16 protein-coding genes are annotated in these 16,141 nt (G+C 37.8%); 3 read left to right on the top strand and 13 right to left on the bottom strand.

Annotation, left to right across the window (positions count from 1 at the left end; translation table 11 throughout):
* Nucleotides 1-224: 224 nt before the first annotated feature.
* The 7 genes from M3175_RS14170 to M3175_RS14140 form a co-directional block, all read right to left on the bottom strand.
* Nucleotides 225-959 (bottom strand): nucleoside phosphorylase, encoded by a 735-nt coding sequence (locus M3175_RS14170; RefSeq protein ID WP_251519966.1) that lies wholly within the window; start codon nucleotides 957-959, stop codon nucleotides 225-227.
* Nucleotides 952-1,620 (bottom strand): sulfite oxidase-like oxidoreductase, encoded by a 669-nt coding sequence (locus M3175_RS14165; RefSeq protein WP_251519963.1) that lies wholly within the window; start codon nucleotides 1,618-1,620, stop codon nucleotides 952-954. The genes M3175_RS14170 and M3175_RS14165 overlap by 8 nt, the downstream gene beginning before the upstream one ends.
* 17 nt (nucleotides 1,621-1,637) lie before the next feature.
* On the bottom strand, nucleotides 1,638-2,555 hold the full coding sequence (locus M3175_RS14160) for an ABC transporter permease (RefSeq protein ID WP_251519960.1): 918 nt from the start codon (nucleotides 2,553-2,555) through the stop codon (nucleotides 1,638-1,640).
* Nucleotides 2,542-3,618 carry an ABC transporter permease gene (locus M3175_RS14155; protein ID WP_251519957.1) on the bottom strand — a complete coding sequence of 359 codons (1,077 nt, stop codon included), beginning with the start codon at nucleotides 3,616-3,618 and terminating at the stop codon, nucleotides 2,542-2,544. Before M3175_RS14155 ends, M3175_RS14160 begins: the two co-directional genes overlap by 14 nt.
* Nucleotides 3,584-5,122: an ABC transporter ATP-binding protein gene (locus M3175_RS14150; protein WP_251519954.1), complete on the bottom strand. Its 1,539-nt coding sequence runs from the start codon at nucleotides 5,120-5,122 to the stop codon at nucleotides 3,584-3,586. Before M3175_RS14150 ends, M3175_RS14155 begins: the two co-directional genes overlap by 35 nt.
* A 62-nt stretch (nucleotides 5,123-5,184) precedes the next feature.
* Nucleotides 5,185-6,204: a BMP family protein gene (locus M3175_RS14145; RefSeq protein WP_251519951.1), complete on the bottom strand. Its 1,020-nt coding sequence runs from the start codon at nucleotides 6,202-6,204 to the stop codon at nucleotides 5,185-5,187.
* Nucleotides 6,205-6,441: 237 nt separating this feature from the next.
* Entirely contained in the window at nucleotides 6,442-9,090 is a 2,649-nt protein-coding gene (locus M3175_RS14140) for a putative bifunctional diguanylate cyclase/phosphodiesterase (protein WP_251519948.1), read from the bottom strand.
* Between the two features lie 195 nt (nucleotides 9,091-9,285).
* On the opposite strand from M3175_RS14140, the gene M3175_RS14135 reads away from it, so the two are divergent.
* Entirely contained in the window at nucleotides 9,286-9,873 is a 588-nt protein-coding gene (locus tag M3175_RS14135; RefSeq protein ID WP_251519944.1) for a CBO0543 family protein, read from the top strand.
* Nucleotides 9,874-9,940: 67 nt separating this feature from the next.
* Here the strand turns inward: M3175_RS14135 and M3175_RS14130 are convergent, their stop codons facing one another.
* The 3 genes from M3175_RS14130 to M3175_RS14120 all read right to left on the bottom strand — a co-directional run bounded on the left by M3175_RS14130 (nucleotide 9,941) and on the right by M3175_RS14120 (nucleotide 11,515).
* Nucleotides 9,941-10,396 (bottom strand): GNAT family N-acetyltransferase, encoded by a 456-nt coding sequence (locus M3175_RS14130; RefSeq protein ID WP_251519941.1) that lies wholly within the window; start codon nucleotides 10,394-10,396, stop codon nucleotides 9,941-9,943.
* 137 nt (nucleotides 10,397-10,533) lie between these two features.
* On the bottom strand, nucleotides 10,534-10,896 hold the full coding sequence (locus M3175_RS14125) for a group I truncated hemoglobin (protein ID WP_251519938.1): 363 nt from the start codon (nucleotides 10,894-10,896) through the stop codon (nucleotides 10,534-10,536).
* 67 nt (nucleotides 10,897-10,963) lie between these two features.
* On the bottom strand, nucleotides 10,964-11,515 hold the full coding sequence (locus M3175_RS14120) for a GNAT family N-acetyltransferase (RefSeq protein WP_251519935.1): 552 nt from the start codon (nucleotides 11,513-11,515) through the stop codon (nucleotides 10,964-10,966).
* Nucleotides 11,516-11,660: 145 nt separating this feature from the next.
* Between M3175_RS14120 and M3175_RS14115 the strand changes: the two genes are divergently transcribed.
* The gene (locus tag M3175_RS14115; protein ID WP_251519932.1) at nucleotides 11,661-11,843 is read left to right on the top strand and encodes a YolD-like family protein; all 183 of its coding nucleotides are present in this window, start codon (nucleotides 11,661-11,663) and stop codon (nucleotides 11,841-11,843) included.
* 102 nt (nucleotides 11,844-11,945) lie between these two features.
* Here M3175_RS14115 and M3175_RS14110 read toward each other — a convergent pair whose 3' ends face one another.
* The 3 genes from M3175_RS14110 to M3175_RS14100 all read right to left on the bottom strand — a co-directional run bounded on the left by M3175_RS14110 (nucleotide 11,946) and on the right by M3175_RS14100 (nucleotide 14,719).
* A complete protein-coding gene (locus M3175_RS14110; protein ID WP_251519928.1) occupies nucleotides 11,946-12,161 on the bottom strand; it encodes a YxzE family protein in 216 nt (71 codons plus the stop codon).
* A gap of 64 nt (nucleotides 12,162-12,225) precedes the next feature.
* Nucleotides 12,226-12,984: an AAA family ATPase gene (locus M3175_RS14105; RefSeq protein WP_251519925.1), complete on the bottom strand. Its 759-nt coding sequence runs from the start codon at nucleotides 12,982-12,984 to the stop codon at nucleotides 12,226-12,228.
* A 76-nt stretch (nucleotides 12,985-13,060) separates the two neighbouring features.
* Entirely contained in the window at nucleotides 13,061-14,719 is a 1,659-nt protein-coding gene (locus M3175_RS14100; protein ID WP_251519922.1) for an ABC transporter substrate-binding protein, read from the bottom strand.
* Nucleotides 14,720-14,818: 99 nt separating this feature from the next.
* Between M3175_RS14100 and M3175_RS14095 the strand changes: the two genes are divergently transcribed.
* The gene (locus M3175_RS14095; protein ID WP_251519918.1) at nucleotides 14,819-16,075 is read left to right on the top strand and encodes an MDR family MFS transporter; all 1,257 of its coding nucleotides are present in this window, start codon (nucleotides 14,819-14,821) and stop codon (nucleotides 16,073-16,075) included.
* The last annotated feature ends 66 nt before the right edge of the window (nucleotides 16,076-16,141 follow it).

Genomic DNA, 16,141 nt, shown 5'->3' with positions numbered 1-16,141 from the left:
GTCAAAGGTTAAACCTGATTCTAGAAAGTATACGGGCCTAAAAAAATGACCTCCACTTTTTGAGTGAAGGTCATTTCTTGCTTAATTGTTGAAAATTTTGGTCTTCATCGATCTTAGGAAGACCGTTACGCGCTTAACTTTTGCCGGTATTGGTCTTCATCTACCTATTGAAGACCAATACGCTTTAATTTTTACGAATAAGGAGCTTATATCCGCTAGTTGAACTACACTTGTATAATAGCGTCTAACGCCACTTTCATTCCTGCATTCACTGCTCTACCTACTACCTCATTATGAGGATTGTATTCTTCTCGAAGTTCCGCATCTGCAAAGCCATCAATCGCTAAAATAGCTCCCGCTTTAACTCCTTTTAAAGAGGAGATAACAAAAAGAGCAGAGTTTTCCATTTCAACGGCGGCCACTCCAGCTTTTTTATACAATTGATGAGGGAATTCAAGTACACCGGAATAAAACGCATCAAGAGTAAGAGTCATTCCTTCTTTCACGGATACGGATAGGTCTTCCTCATTTGTTGAAGCTGCATGTATTAATGCCTCCACAATGGTGCGGTCGGCAATCGCTGGAAATCCAGGAGGCATAATTTGTTTTGTTAGGCCATCACAGCTTACAGCAGCTGTGCTAATGACAAGACTGCCAGGCTGCACGTCTTTTTGATAAGAGCCAGCCGTCCCTACACGAATGATCGATTGAACACCACCCATGATCAACTCCTCAAAGCAAACCGCTGCTCCAGGTGCTCCTACTCCGTGACTTACCACCGCTACTTTTATTCCATTCCAGCTTCCCAAAAAACTATGGTATTCACGGTTCTCACCTAATTTGATTGGATTGTCCATTAATTCTGCAATGATTTTTGCACGTGCCTGGTCTCCACAAACAATGACTCGCTCTGGTAAACAATCAGATGTTAATTTAAGGTTTGGTAGAAAGTTAGTCAAAGTCTTTTCGCTCCCATTCATCCTCTGGAATAGGAAGGTCCTCTCCCGAAAACCGCTCCTCTTTAAAAGGGTCTGCATTCAGATGAAATCCATTTTGTTCCCAAAATCCCGGTTTATTTTCGTGAATAAACTCAATTCCTCTAATCCATTTCACACTCTTCCAAAAATATAGATGAGGGACAACAAGCCTTAACGGCCATCCATGCTTATCCGTTAATGGCTCCCCTTCAAATGTATGTGCAAGAAGTACGTCATCATGTAACAAATCAGCTAATGCAATATTTGCTGTATAGTCATGGTCTGCATGCAGCATGACGTATTTGCTCTTAGGAGTGATGTCTATTGCCTTTAAGAAATCACTGAACTTTACTCCCGTGAATTGATTATCAAATCTAGACCAGCGAGTCACACAATGAATATCAACGGTCACCGTTGTTTCAGGCATTTCTTTTATTTGCTTATAAGTGAGTACGACCTCTTTATTACCCTCACCGAAGACTTTTAAATCCCACTTTCCCAAATCGTAAACAGGAACGTCTCCTTCATGCAAAATCGGAAAACGCTCTGTTAACGCTTGTCCGGGCGGAAGCCGCTTCGCATGCTTGGAATCGGCTACTGGTACTCGTGTTCGTTTAATTCTGTCTGCTTTATTTAAGCTCATGTGTTTCACTCCTGTTCTTATCTAGAGCTTTGCTGTCCAGATGCTTGTGATTCTAAGCCACGATCCTTTAAAAAGAACATTGCGATAATCGTAATCACGTATGGAAGCATGGCCGTGAATTGCGTAGGCATAGAAAATCCTTGTAGCCTGATACTCATCGCATCCATCAGACCAAATAATAAACTTGATCCAATTATGCCAATTGGATGTGACCCACCTAGCATCATCGCTACTAAAGCAATAAATCCTCTTCCAGCCGTCATTCCCTCAGTAAACATGGTAACTTGACCAAGCGAAAGCTGGGTACCTGCAAGACCGCATAAAACTCCACTTGCTACAATGGCTCCATACTGAAGAACGGTAACCTTTAATCCTAAGCTTCTTGCCGCTGCTTCATTTTTTCCAACTGCTAATATTCGAAAACCAACAACGGTTTTAAACAAGAAAATATATAATAGTATCGCTGCAAAAAAAGCCATATACACGAGTGGCGAGTGACCGTATAGAAGCTTTCCAATCACAGGAATATTTTCAATAAGGGGAAGGTCCCACTTGGGAAGTCCATTCATATCCTTATCATAAAAGGCTCCTTTTACTTGAAAAATCGCTCGGAGGCCAAAAGTAGTTAATCCTAAAACAAGAAAGTTGATAGCAATACCGGCTACAATTGGATTGGCCTTAAACTTGATCGTGGCTAGTCCAAATAATAAAGAGACTAATACACCTCCGAAGGCTCCTGTTAAAACGGCTACAATTACACTTCCGCTATAATAGTTACCAACGATTGCGGAGAAGGCACCCGCTAGAATTAAGCCCTCAAGACCCACATTAAAGATTCCGACTCGAGCACATAACGCTCCTCCTAAAGCAGCCAAAAGAATCGGGCTAACCATCCGGATAGCAGAAGCAAAAAGGGAATAATCAAACAGTTCCATTCACGTCACCCGCTTTCTTTTTAACTTTCCACCAGCTTAAGGTGAACTTTGCAGTAACGAATAAAATAAGAACACCTTGAATAACACTAGCAATTTCCAAAGGTACTTCTGTGTTACGTTCCATCCCCATTGCACCCGTTTGTAAGGCTGCCAGTAAAATTGCTGCTACTGCAGTACCTAATGGATTAGAGTTGGCTAATAGTGCGGCCATTAAACCTGTCCATGCATAGCCTGGGACGGTTAATGCTCCCTCTACATATCGATACTGAGAACCCAAAACCTCCACTGTTCCAGCTAGGCCAGCAATCCCTCCACTAAAAAACATGCTAAAAAGGAGAACCTTATGTTTATTAATACCGCCGTATTCAGCAAAGAAAGGGTTCTTTCCAAGCATTCTCACTTCATATCCAGAAGAAGTAAATTGGAGAAACACATAGAAGATGACCGCACCAACAACGGCTATTACAAACCCCATATGCACGCTCATCCCAGCAAACAGTTTTGGAAGCCAAACGGATTGATCAATCATAGGAGTCTGAGCTAGAGCAGCAGAGCCTGACTTATCCTGAAAAGGTTCCGCTACCAAATAACCAGCGAACAAAACAGCAACATAGTTTAAAAGAAGAGTAGAAATCAACAGCTGAACTTTATACTTCACTTCCATCCAACCGGCTAATAATGACCATAATCCACCAGCAATAAAACCAGCAAAAAACGCAGAAAACAATTTAACGATCCCTGAACCTGGTACATAAAGGGCTGCAAGTGCCGCGCACACGGCCCCTAATACCATCTGACCTTCTGCCCCCATATTAAACACACCTGCTCGAAAGGCGAGAGCTAAGCCCAATCCTACCAATATGATTGGAGTGGCTCGAGCAAGAGTGGCTGTTAGGAAGTAGAAGTTGCCAAATGCTCCATCCCACATGACTTTGTACGTACCGAAAATGGACTCTCCAACAAGTGCTATGGCAAGTGCTCCGGTTAACAGTCCAATCATCACGGCTATCATTGGTTGAATTAAAGGCTTAAGCAGTTGTTGTATTTTTCGTTGAAGATTCATCTTCTTTTCCTCCTGCCATAAGTACACTCAGACGTTCCTCTGTTGCATCTTGTCTATCAAGAACATCAACGATTTTTCCTTCAAACATGACCGCAATTCGGTCGGATAGTAATAGAATTTCCGATAGCTCCGAAGAGACAAGTAATATTCCATCCCCACGGTTACGCTTTTCAAGAATGGCCTCATGGATATATTCCATAGCCCCAATATCGACACCACGAGTAGGTTCAGCTGCGATAAGAAAATCGGTTTCAAATCCAAGTTCTCGGGCAACAATTAGTTTTTGTAGGTTTCCGCCAGAAAGATTCCCTGACTTGTCATCTAGTGATTTAACCTTTATTTCGAAGCGGTCAATCCAAGTCTTTACAACCTCTTGGAACGAGCTTTTTAAAATAAAGGAATACTTGTTAAAGTCTTTTTTATTGTGATAACCCATTACACCGGTTTCTTCAATCGTAGCTTCCTTTGCAGCTCCCCATAAATAACGATCCTCTGGTATATGTGCGAGCCCCACATTTCTTCTAAATGCTACGGATTTACCCATTAGTTTGGTTCCATCTAACCGAATATCTCCCTGATCAACCGATATTAAGCCCGATATCGCTTGAATAAGCTCAGATTGGCCGTTGCCTGATACTCCCGCAACCCCAACGATCTCTCCGCGATGAACCGTTAAAGAAAGCTGATCCAATACAGGTTTTGAACTCTTTCCTTTTATAGAAACCGCTTCTAGTTCTAGTAAAGGCTCCCCATTGTGTTGATTACGCTCTGAAAGCTGTTGGAGCTCTCGACCTACCATCATCGTAGCTAGTTGATCAATCGAAGTGTCCACCTTTCTTACATTCCCTGTGACACGTCCATTTCGTAACACTGTCACATGATCGGCTACTTTCATGACTTCTGGTAACTTATGAGTGATAAGAATGATACTTTTTCCTTGATCCGCTAAGTAGCGAATCGTTTTTAATAACTCCTCCACCTCAAAAGGGGTTAACACAGCTGTCGGCTCATCAAGAATAATAATTTCCGCACCCTGATACAGTACTTTCAAAATTTCAATCCGTTGCTGTTCTCCTACTGAACAATCTCCAGCTTTTTTACTAGGATCCACTTGAATCTTATATTGATCACTCAATTTTTGAACCTGTTCCGCTGCCATTTTTCTATTAAAGAATCCATTCTTCATGGGTTCATGCCCAATCACAATGTTTTCGGTAACTGTAAAATCACTAAATAGCATAAAATGCTGATGAACCATGCCTATTCCTTGTTCAATCGCATCTTGAGGTCCATAAAATTGGGCTTGTTTACCATTCAGAATGATTTCTCCGCTTGTTGGCTGTTCTAACCCGTAAAGCATCCTCATGAGCGTTGTTTTACCAGCACCATTTTCACCAACAATCGCAAGAACCTCTCCTTTTTTTAATTGAATGGAGATGCCGTCATTCGCAAGGAAATCACCATATTTCTTAGTCATTTCCTTCATCTCTAAGCGATAAGTCATTGTTTTCCCCCCTGTAAAAATGGAAACCGACTACAATTTGCAGTCGGTTTAATTTTTTCAGTTTACTCACTTAATGGATTTTCAATCACTTTATTACCTGCAATGATCTCATCATAAAGTGCTTTTACTTGATCAATAGCTTCTTGACCAACAAAAGAATGTAGTGGTGTTTTGCTTTCATGCGTCACATATGTCAAACCAACACCTTTTTCCTTAAGACCATACTCAACCACTCCAGGTTCAAAGCTACCATTAGCAAAAGCTTTTACCGTTTCATAAGCTGCTGCATCCGTACCTTTAAGCTGGGAAAGAACAACATGCTCAGGATCTACTTCTGTACGGTCAATATCTTGACCTGATGTGAAGAAACCTTGCTCTTTCGCTGCTTCAAATACTCCTAAATCACCAACTGCTGAAGCACCAGCAACAAAATCCGCACCCTTAGAAGCTTGAAGCAACGCTAATTCCTTAGCTTTAGCAGGATCCGAGAAGCTGCCAACATAGTTTACTAGAAACTCAGCTTCTGGATTCGTTTCCTTAAGCCCTTGTTCAAATGCTACTGTCCACTTTTTCATTAATGGAATGTCCATTGCCACAACCATACCAACTTTGTCCGTCTTTGTTGAAAGTCCAGCAGCCGCTCCTAAAAGATAAGCCGCTTCGTGTTCTCGAAAGTTAACACTTTGAACATTAGGTAAATCTACCACTGTATCAATGATCGCAAATTGACGATCTGGATTTTCTGCCGCTACCTTTTTAAGGGCATCTTCTGATTCAAAAGAAGACGTAATAATTAGGTCATAACCTTCAGCAACTGCTACACGAAGATTTTCTTCAATAGCCGCATGATCGGTTGATTCAATCGTCTTTAATTCCACTCCAAATTCCTCAGCCGCTTGTTTCGCTCCTTCATCCATTTGCTGGAAGAAAGGATTAACCCCCATTTTTTCAGGTAGTACTAAGGCAATCTTTTTCTTATCTTCGCTTGTTGAATTACTATTATTCTCTGATTCTTCAGATCCACCACAACCTGCAACTAGTAGAATCAATCCTAAAATCAATACGGATAATAACTTTTTCATGACGTTCCCCCTATGTGTGTTTTCATCATATGCATGTTTAATACCTGATTAATAATCTACCAAATTACAAATGAAATAACAATACAAATATCGAACATTTTATTATTTTTTTAAGTTAATGTTCGTGTTTTATCCATAAATTTAATTTTCAGACAATTTTTAACAATTAAAAAACACCTTTATGACTGTGTCTTTTTCAATCATAAAGGTGTTCTTATATTTACCTAATATTTCGACCTAACTTTCAACATACAACATCTTCTCAATTTCATCTACAGGAACTGGTCTACTAAAATGATAACCTTGCATCATATGACATTTCATTTTTTCTAGCATTTCCTTTTGCTTTTGTGTTTCTACCCCTTCAGCAATCACGTCTACCCTCAACCGTTTTCCTAAGGCAATAATGCTCTGAATAATGGCCTTATAAGCTGTATGGTGTTCCATTTCGACTAGAAACTCTCTAGGAATCTTTAACTCTGAAATTGGTAGCTTCGGAAGATAGGAGAGGGAAGAATACCCGGTACCAAAATCATCAATGGATAGATTGACACCTAAATTTCTGATAGCTTCCAGTTTTTTTAACGTTTCATTCATATTGCTCATAGCCACTGCCTCAGTGATCTCAATATTAAGAAGATCTGGTCGAAATTTTGTTTCTTCTAAAGCACGCTTAATGGTTTCGATAAGGTGCACGGACTGGAATTGCTTCGGAGAAATATTGACTGAAACCCTTAGTTGCTCTCCCCATAACTTTCCTTGTTTACAGGTTTCTCTCAGTATCCACTCTCCAATAGGGATGATTAGATCTGTATCCTCTGCAATCGAAATAAAATCACCAGGGTATAATAATCCGAATGTTGGATGCTGCCAACGAATAAGTGCTTCTACACCGTACATTCGATTTTCATCCGTATCATATTGTGGCTGGTAGTGTAAAACGAGTTCATTGTTTTGAACGGCTTTACTAAGGTCACTTCCTAATACAAACGTGCTTCTTGAGTCTTCTTCCATTTTCGGTTCAAAGATCCTGAATTGATTTCTTCCATTGTTTTTAGCTTTATACATAGCTAAGTCAGCCTTTTTCATAAGAGAAATAGCCGTTTCTGATTTCCCAGGTTCGAAAATGGAAATCCCCATGCTAGGTGTGGCTAAAAATTCATAATTTCTTATTGAATAAGGCTCACTTAATACACGACAAACAGATTCTGCCAATGTCACAACATGATCCCGATCTACAATATGATTAAAAAGTAACGTGAATTCATCGCCACCTTGCCTACCTATGATAGCTTGATCACCAACACAATCCGAAAGACGCTTAGCCATTTCGACAAGTAGCTCATCTCCCGCATCATGACCAAGTGTATCATTTATATTTTTAAACCGGTCTAAATCAATATACATGACGGCTAACCTTCTATTCTCTGTAGTACCGTCCTTGATTTCTGTATTTAACACGCTCTCAAACAGAGCTCGGTTAGGCAACCCTGTTAACAAATCATGAAACGCCATATAATTAATCCTATCTAAACTTACCTTTACTTCTGTAATATCTTTCCCAATTCCATAAATTCCTTCAATTTTACCCTTTATTATAATTGGTACAAGGGTAATGACTACAGAATAAGCACTTCCATTCTCACTGTTTAAATTCACTTCGAACACTTGTGGTTCTTCTTCTATCTTTGAAAAATGAGTGGCAAATCGATCAAGGTCTCTCGGATTAATAAACTGATAAATTGATTTTCCAATTAGCTGAACAGTTTCCATTCCAACTAATTGTGCACAAGAGGCATTTGCACTTTGAAAGGTTCCATTCAAGCGAAGGGAAAACACTGCATCTGGATGATATTTAAAAAGAGACATATATCGTTCTGTACTAAGTAGTAAATCTTTATTATTTTGGTCATATTTCAAAAGTAATCGGTTGTTTTCCACTAAGATAAAAACAAGTCGAACAAGGATGAGAAAAATGATAAACATTGTACTTAGTGTGAATGGAGTAAATTTAATTTCTTCTATTTTGTAAAAAATGAGTAACAGTGCCATTAAGGACGTATATAAAATAATTAATCTCCATAAGCCCACTTTTGAAGGACGAACTGTATCTGAGTGCTGTTTATTGACTGGTTTCATATAAAAACTTGAAAATCCAACTAGTAATAGTGCTAGAGTAAATAATGGATCAAACAAGGTGCCTGTCTCATATTTTTCTCTTAGCGTTAGATATACGTAACCAGAATCCGCAAATACTTGAAAAACTAGACCAACCAAAATATAAAATAATGCATTTCTTTTACCAAAATCATCTGAATCAAAATATAGTATCAGTGCACTAAATAATAAAATTAAATCCCCAATTGGATATCCAAGGGAAACTAAAAGGTAGGCTCCTGTGATCTCTGGGTTCACAATTAAGCTTTTCATAATGAAATGATAGCTGAGTGTGGTAGCGGAAATCATAATAATAAGCACTTCAAAAATCCAGCGCATTAACCGATGAATGGTTTTTACCTGATAAAAGTAATAACCTAATGCAATTAAATAAAACATAATTTGAAGCATGTAAAAGATATCAGGTGACCCAGGATAAGGAACATTAACAAACAAGTAGCTCTCATAATACATCCACAATATTTCTGCTATGAAGTAGCTAAACGTTCCAAGGGAAAGATATAACGAAAAATAATCTCTTTTTTCTTCACCTTTTAAGAATCTAGATAATAACCATATACTAGAAATCAATGGTCCAAATGTAGAAATAATATTTCTCATGACCACTATCAATCGAATGCTAGGATCTCCGAATACCACGACAAAATAGTACAAAAGTATGTATAAAAAAATGAAAACGCCTATAGATTTCTGATGATTTGCCTTCATGTCCTGCCACTCCCTTAGGCGTATAGTCCTATTTCTTATTATACTCTTAATAGGAGTTCAGTAGTAGGCTACCTTATTAGATTTATCAAACATTTTACGAGAAATATTTACCAATAAAAAAGTTTAATTCAAAGAATCAGGAGATTTATGGTTAATCATAAATTTGGGTAGACTGTAGGTATATGAATAAGTGTGGTGAACTCATTGTCTTTCATTTTTGATTTTCTTCTGTATTCCGTTTCCTTGGATCAAGTCATAGAAGCGGAGAAAGAGTTTTATGAAACTCTCCGTGAGTATTGGCGGGAACATAACTACTTAACCTTTAACTGGTGGCTGCTCGTTTCTCTAAGTATTTTATCGCCTATTGTATGGTGGAAAACGATTGATACAAAAAGAATTACGGAAATTACTGCTTTTGGATTGTTTTATGGCATTACGGCAATTATACTAGATTCCATTGGTAGCAGTGCACTTGTTTGGGTATATCCCGTTCGCCTTACCCCTTACTTGTACCCACAATACTATCCTTATGACGTAGGGGTCGTAATCGTACCGTTTATGTATTTGTATCAAAGGTGGGGACATCGCTTTAAACCGTTCCTCATATCAACAGGTATCCTTTCTGCTTTTCTTGCTTTTGTGGCAGAACCCTTTATGGAGTGGTTACATATTTACAAGGAATTAACATGGAAGCATATTTATTCTTTTCCTATCTATTGGATAATAGGGCTTATTTGTTGGATCATTTTAAAACGATTTAAGAAACTTGAAAACAAACCATAACAAATCCCCTCTTAACAAGGAGGGGTTTGTTTTCGTGAATTAACGTATGTAATTTCCTTTACTCACCTTATAGTTCCCTTGTCATAAAGACACTATTATGATCCTCTTTGTAATCAGCAAACGGCTCACAATACGTAAACCCAAACTTTGCATACAAATTTTTAGCAGCTTCAAATGCCTCCATGGAACCAGTTTCTAAGCTTATTCTTTTATAACCACGGCGCTTTGCTTCTTCAATTAGATGCTCAAGTAACTGCTTCGCAACTCCTTTTCTCAAATGTTTGGATGCTGTTTTCATTGACTTCAATTCCCCATGATGAGGATCAAGTTCTTTCAGCGCTGCACAGCCAAGTAACTCCGAACCTTCCCATGCACTCCAAAACGTTATATCTGGTTGTCTTAATTTTTCTAAATCAAGCGCATGTATGCTTTCTGGTGGAGAATGTAATGTCATGCTGTGCAGATGATCACCTATTAACTCAGCAATCTCCCAACCTCTTAAATCATCTAGTCTAATATCCATCATACTCACTCCTAAAATTCTCTATTATCCACATTAAAGCATAATAAAGATCCTAGTTTAAGAGTTAATTCCATTTTTTCTCATACTTTTTTTATTTTTACAGCCTAATACAAAAAAAGCTACCGAATGGCAGCTAATCATTTATAAATAATATCATCTCTAAGCGATGCTACTTTTGTTAAAGCCGTATCGATATCTGCTTCACTCACACCAAAATGAGCAAGCGCATCGTGGAGATGCTTCGCAATCGCATCAAAATGAGCCGGTTGTAAATTCATTCCTTCATGGGCTTTTGCCATTGATTGTCCTGAGTATTGATTGGGACCACCTAATGCAAAGCTTATAAATTTTGTTTGATGGCGACGTTGTTTTTCCATATCGGTTTCCTTAAAAAAATGATTAACAGTCTCATCTTTAAGAACCAACTCAGAATAAAAATAATCCACTACCTTTGCGATGGCCTCTTCTCCGCCAACTTTTTCGTAAAGTGTTTGTTCCATGGTTAATCCTCCTTTATATTCCAACAGAGGTATTTTCCACGGAATTTTATAAATTATTCACATATATTTAATTTTTACTATTCCATCTCCCCATTACAATGGTATTATAATATTTTCCATCTGACAAAAGCTTGTCATTCTTTAATACACCTTCAACTGTAAATCCGAACATTTCATATAGTTGAATGGCTTTTGTATTTATTTCTAATACATGTAAATTCATTTTCTTAACTCCGTTGAAGTCAGCCCATGCTACAGACTCTTTTAATAAGTTCCTTCCCATTCCATAACCCCAAAAGTCTTTCAACACACATATACCAAACTCTACCTTGTGTGCTAATCTCTTCAAATTAGAACCTTCACATCTTGAATAACCGACAATACGACCATCTACCACAGCCACTAAGAATATGTTTTTCGCACTCTCTGAATCACTTTTTATTAACTGCTCAAAACCCTCAGCATTTATGAATCCTTCTCCTCTTTCTCGATCCATATATTCCGTTTCCCCATCAATTTGTAGCCTTAGGTCCGACAAAGTCTCTGCATCCGTTTCAAATGCTGACCTAATCGTATATTTTAGTCCATGTACCTGGTATTCTTGGTTGTTTATAATCACGATTTCGTTCACTCCTGTAGATTATTACAATCACCTACCATTAATTGGTTCTTATTTAATATATTCTTAATATGTTATTAACTTCGTGTTAAAAAGCATCTTATATAATGAGTACTGTTAAAACATTATCAAAGGAGGAGCCATTATGTTTTTAAAAAAGCTATCAGTAAATAAGTTAATATCCATTGATTATTATTCGAATGGTTCGTTGAAAACGATTAAAGGACGTGTTTACAAACTTGATCTCATCAAACAATCCCTGTTACTTAAAGATGAAACACACAAACCATTAACAATTCAATTTTCAGGCATCAGACATATTTATTAACTTCCACTACGAAACGGTCTTCTTTACAAGAGATCCAAAAGTAGTGGAAGGTTAATCCTTCCTCTTCTCCTCCCATCCTATGGATTAAGGCATCAGTATAATCTAATCTCCACCACCGCAGGATCCACCACCACTGTCACTGCCGCTATTACAATCGCTAGAGTAATAATCATTCGAACTTGATCCAGAATGATTGGTAAAGAAACTGTTTCTATAAGAATTTGACCGATGTGTTGGTCTATTGGCGCCTCTTAATCCAAGAATAATAAGAAAAATAATAAATAATAAAAAGAATATGAAGCTATATACGATCGACATTTATATACCCCCTTACTTTTTATTAATTGCTTAGTAGGTTATACGTTTATGTAACAAATAAGTTTCACTCATTAAAAAGATGGTGAAGCAACCGCTCTCTATCCTCAAAGAACTGTTTCATAATCGAATAATGATAGGTTTCTTCCAATTTAACTTCGCCCATCCCTTCTTTGCTCAATTGAATGATTTTTGAATGGGGATAAGCCATTAAAATAGGTGAATGTGTTGAAATAATAAATTGAGATCCTTCTTTAATAAGGTCATTGATTCTTGATAACATAGAGAGTTGTCTTAGAGGTGATAAAGCTGCTTCCGGTTCGTCAAGGATATATAAACCGTCCCCTCGGAAACGTTCAGTGAATGCGGCAAAAAATGATTCTCCATGTGATTGTTCATGAAGGGATTTACCCCCAAAGGAATCAATAATTCTAGGAGCTAAAGAAGGTTCTTTGTCTAATTCCTCTATGTTGGTGGCCACATTATAGAAGGTTTCTGCTCGGAAGAAAAAATGATCCTTTGCCTTATTAACACCCTTCACGACTCGTATATATTTGTCCAGATTTGAGTGAGAATCATAACTTGAGAAATTAAAGTTTAACGTTCCACCCTCTGGATTAAATCCTATGGCAATGGCAATGGCCTCAAGCAAAGTTGATTTTCCCATTCCATTTTCACCAATAATATAAGTAACATTAGGATGAAAGATTAAATCCTGAAAATTCCGGATGATGGGTAGATTCAGAGGAAACTCATCATATGAAACAATTTGTTCCGTTTTTAAATATGCCTCTCGAATGTATTGGGTATCCCTGTTTAACAACATCGAACCCCGCCTTTCTAAGGTTATCCGCTATCCTTATTTTACCATTAACACTATCATATGTTTGGCAAAATAAATATTATAATAACGAAATACTCGGCTTCACCCAAAGCTTCGTTAAGTCCACATATCCAAAATGTTTAATTTCAATATTCATTAGACTGACCGAGAAGGGAATTCTCCTTTTTACGTAATATAAAGGGATGCATAGGGACTCTCTTTGTAAGTACCGTTCAATCTCCATATGCTTGTCATTCCAGTCCTCAAAAAGGATATGAGCGTAGTCATTTATATGTTTTTGCAGGCTAGGATCTCTTTCTGTTAATAACTGAAGAGGGGAGTAACTATTTTTCAGAAAAAAGAAATATGAAAAGGTTTGATTCATCTCAAATATTTCGCCATGGATAAATAAATCCGTTTCTAATCGTAAACTTGCATTATACACGGCTTCTCGAAAGGAGATTTCCTCGAGCTCTACTTCAATCCCTTCCTGTTCAAGTTTGACCTTTAACCAGTGAGATGTTTCACTTGTATAGTTCACAAATTGCATCTTTAAGGCTTGAGTGAATATTGGCTTTGGTATGTTAGGCATTGTATACGTATCTGATATTCCGATTAGACATCCTTCATTGTTCCCACTAATGCGTGAATTCACTTTTGACAGTTCATGACGATGATTCGCAATTAATGCATGAATGTACTCACGTACTTCCTTTCTACCCATATCAGAATTACGATATGGATTCATTACAACAATACCAAAGCCTGAATCACTCTCTACCTTTTGCGTGTCCACTTTATCAGATTCATTCGCTCCATAGTAGATAACCTCAAACTCTTTAGGAACTTGAATATATTCCACACAATCAAGTAGTGGCCGCTGTCCAAAGTATTGTTTAAAAGCGGAAAGAACGGTTTTCTCTTCAGAATTTTCCGCTAAATAAAAGCCCCCAGTACCAAGCAATGAACCATTAGACTCTTTAAAAATACTTGCTGTTAACAAACTGAGCAGTTGAAGGATATAGGTACACCCCCTAGGAAACTCTAGCTTTACAACAAGTGGAGCCGGACTATCAATCACAGTCACTGGTTCCCATAGTTTTGAATAATGATCTTCGCTTTTCATACGTCTAAAGGTTTCAACTACGTCTTCTTCTTTCATAATAGAGCCATCATGAAAGAAGACATCCTTTCTTAAATACAAAATTAAAAAACGATCGTTATATTCCCATGTATGAGCAAGTTCGGGAGTAACCCTGTTATCTGCATGTAATGTAACGACTCGATTATATAAATTTGCAATTAGATTGGCACTATGAGTATCAGCTGCCTTAAGCGGATGTACCGTTAGAAAGGGATTGAACCTTGGAATAATCAGGCGATCCTGTTCCTCTTGATGAAACCCAAAGTTCTCTTGAAACGCCATCATTAACCGTTGTTTGGTTTCCACCGACCATTCTAAAAGTAACAGTTTACTAACTTCCTCAATTTTGCCTGCTTCAAGCGTCTGCAGAAAATACTTCTCATATTCCATTTCCACATCCCTTACCCACTTAAAGACAGATGAATTTCCTCGTCCAAGTCCAGATGAAAATGAAATCCAGCCTTCCTTTTCCCACTGATGAAGCTTTCTCCTTGTTTGCTTTGTGCTTAAGTTTAGCAGTTTAGCTATATCCTCTACTTTTATTTTCCCAGGGTTTGCCTGGGTTCTCATAGTCAGTAAATATCGATCCAACATTATATAGCACCTCTAAAAAGTGGACATTTTATTTTAAAAAGGGAATTTTTACTCACATTAGTCTCCTTTACTATACAAATATAGGAAGGAGCTGGCAATATGAATTGGAAATGCTATCCACAAAATTTAAAAGTACGCCTTATCACATCTTTTTTTAACAAAGCTATTTCAAGTGCAGTTATGCCATTTATGGCCCTCTTTTTTGCCGAGCATAAAGGACCTGTTTGGGCTGGATTATTTTTGGGTGCAAATGTTTTTATCAGCTTTATTAGCACACTTTTTGGTGGCTATTTATCCGATCGATACCGAAGAAAAAACGTACTTATACTTACTTCAACTATAAGTTCTCTTACATTCGCCTTAATGACATTAAGTCTATTACCAGAGGATAAATGGATCATTCTTTTTGCTATGAGTTATATGGTTTTCATGGCTGCTAGTAGCCTCGGAAGACCCGCGATGCAGGCAATAATCATAGACTCAACTACTGCTCAAAATCGTAAAGCCGTTTATTCACTAGATTATTGGATTACGAACTTATCAATGGCTATAGGAGCCATGCTTGGAGGGCTCTTTTATCTTCACCAGCAGCTCGCTTTGTTTCTCGTTCTTACGATTGTTTCAATAAGCTTACCTCTCGTATATGGAATTTGGCTACAAGATTCATCTGTGAAACAGTTGGAGAAAAAGCATCGTAACATTTTTATCGATTTGGCCTCTAATTATCAAATTGCTTTTCGAGATAAACCGTTTGTGATGGCTGTTGTGGGAGGAATGTGCATTTATGCGGCAGAATTTTCACTTAACAGTTATATTGGTGTTCGCTTAGCGGACGAGTTTCGTTCTGTGTTTATTGGCAATTTCGAGGTTGCAGGGGTTAGAATGTTAAGCATCTTAAACATTCAAAATATGCTTCTTGTTGTATTACTAACGTTTCTCGTTACAAAAATTACTGACAGATTTGATAAAAAAAGAGTATTGCTCTCTGGACTGTTCCTTTATGCAATCGGCTATACGGTCATTACAGCTGCTAATGTCTGGTATGTGCTTATTGCATTCAACCTGATTGCGACCATTGGAGAGCTTGTTTATTCTCCGATTGCGAATGCAGAAAAGGCCAACATGATGCCAGAAGATAAACGAGGTTCGTATTCTGCATTTTCTGGTCTTAGCTTTAGTGGAGCCGATTTAATTGCAAGATCTACGATATTACTCGGAGCATTTTTAGTACCAAGTATGATGAGTGTGTATATTGGGGTTATATTGATGATTGGAACTACGCTCCTTTATGGTGGATTATTTATTTTTCAGTCTAAGAAACAAAAAGAATTATTGGAACTAAGTAAATCTTTGTAATATTAAAAGAAGCTCTAGAATGTCCTGGAGCTTCTTTTTTAGAAAAATCTCGATATTTATCTACAA

Source organism: Robertmurraya korlensis, from assembly GCF_023715225.1.
Lineage (GTDB): Bacteria > Bacillota > Bacilli > Bacillales > Cytobacillaceae > Robertmurraya_A.
Note: the sequence above shows the minus strand (reverse complement) of the source record. Positions and strands in the feature narration are given on the sequence as shown.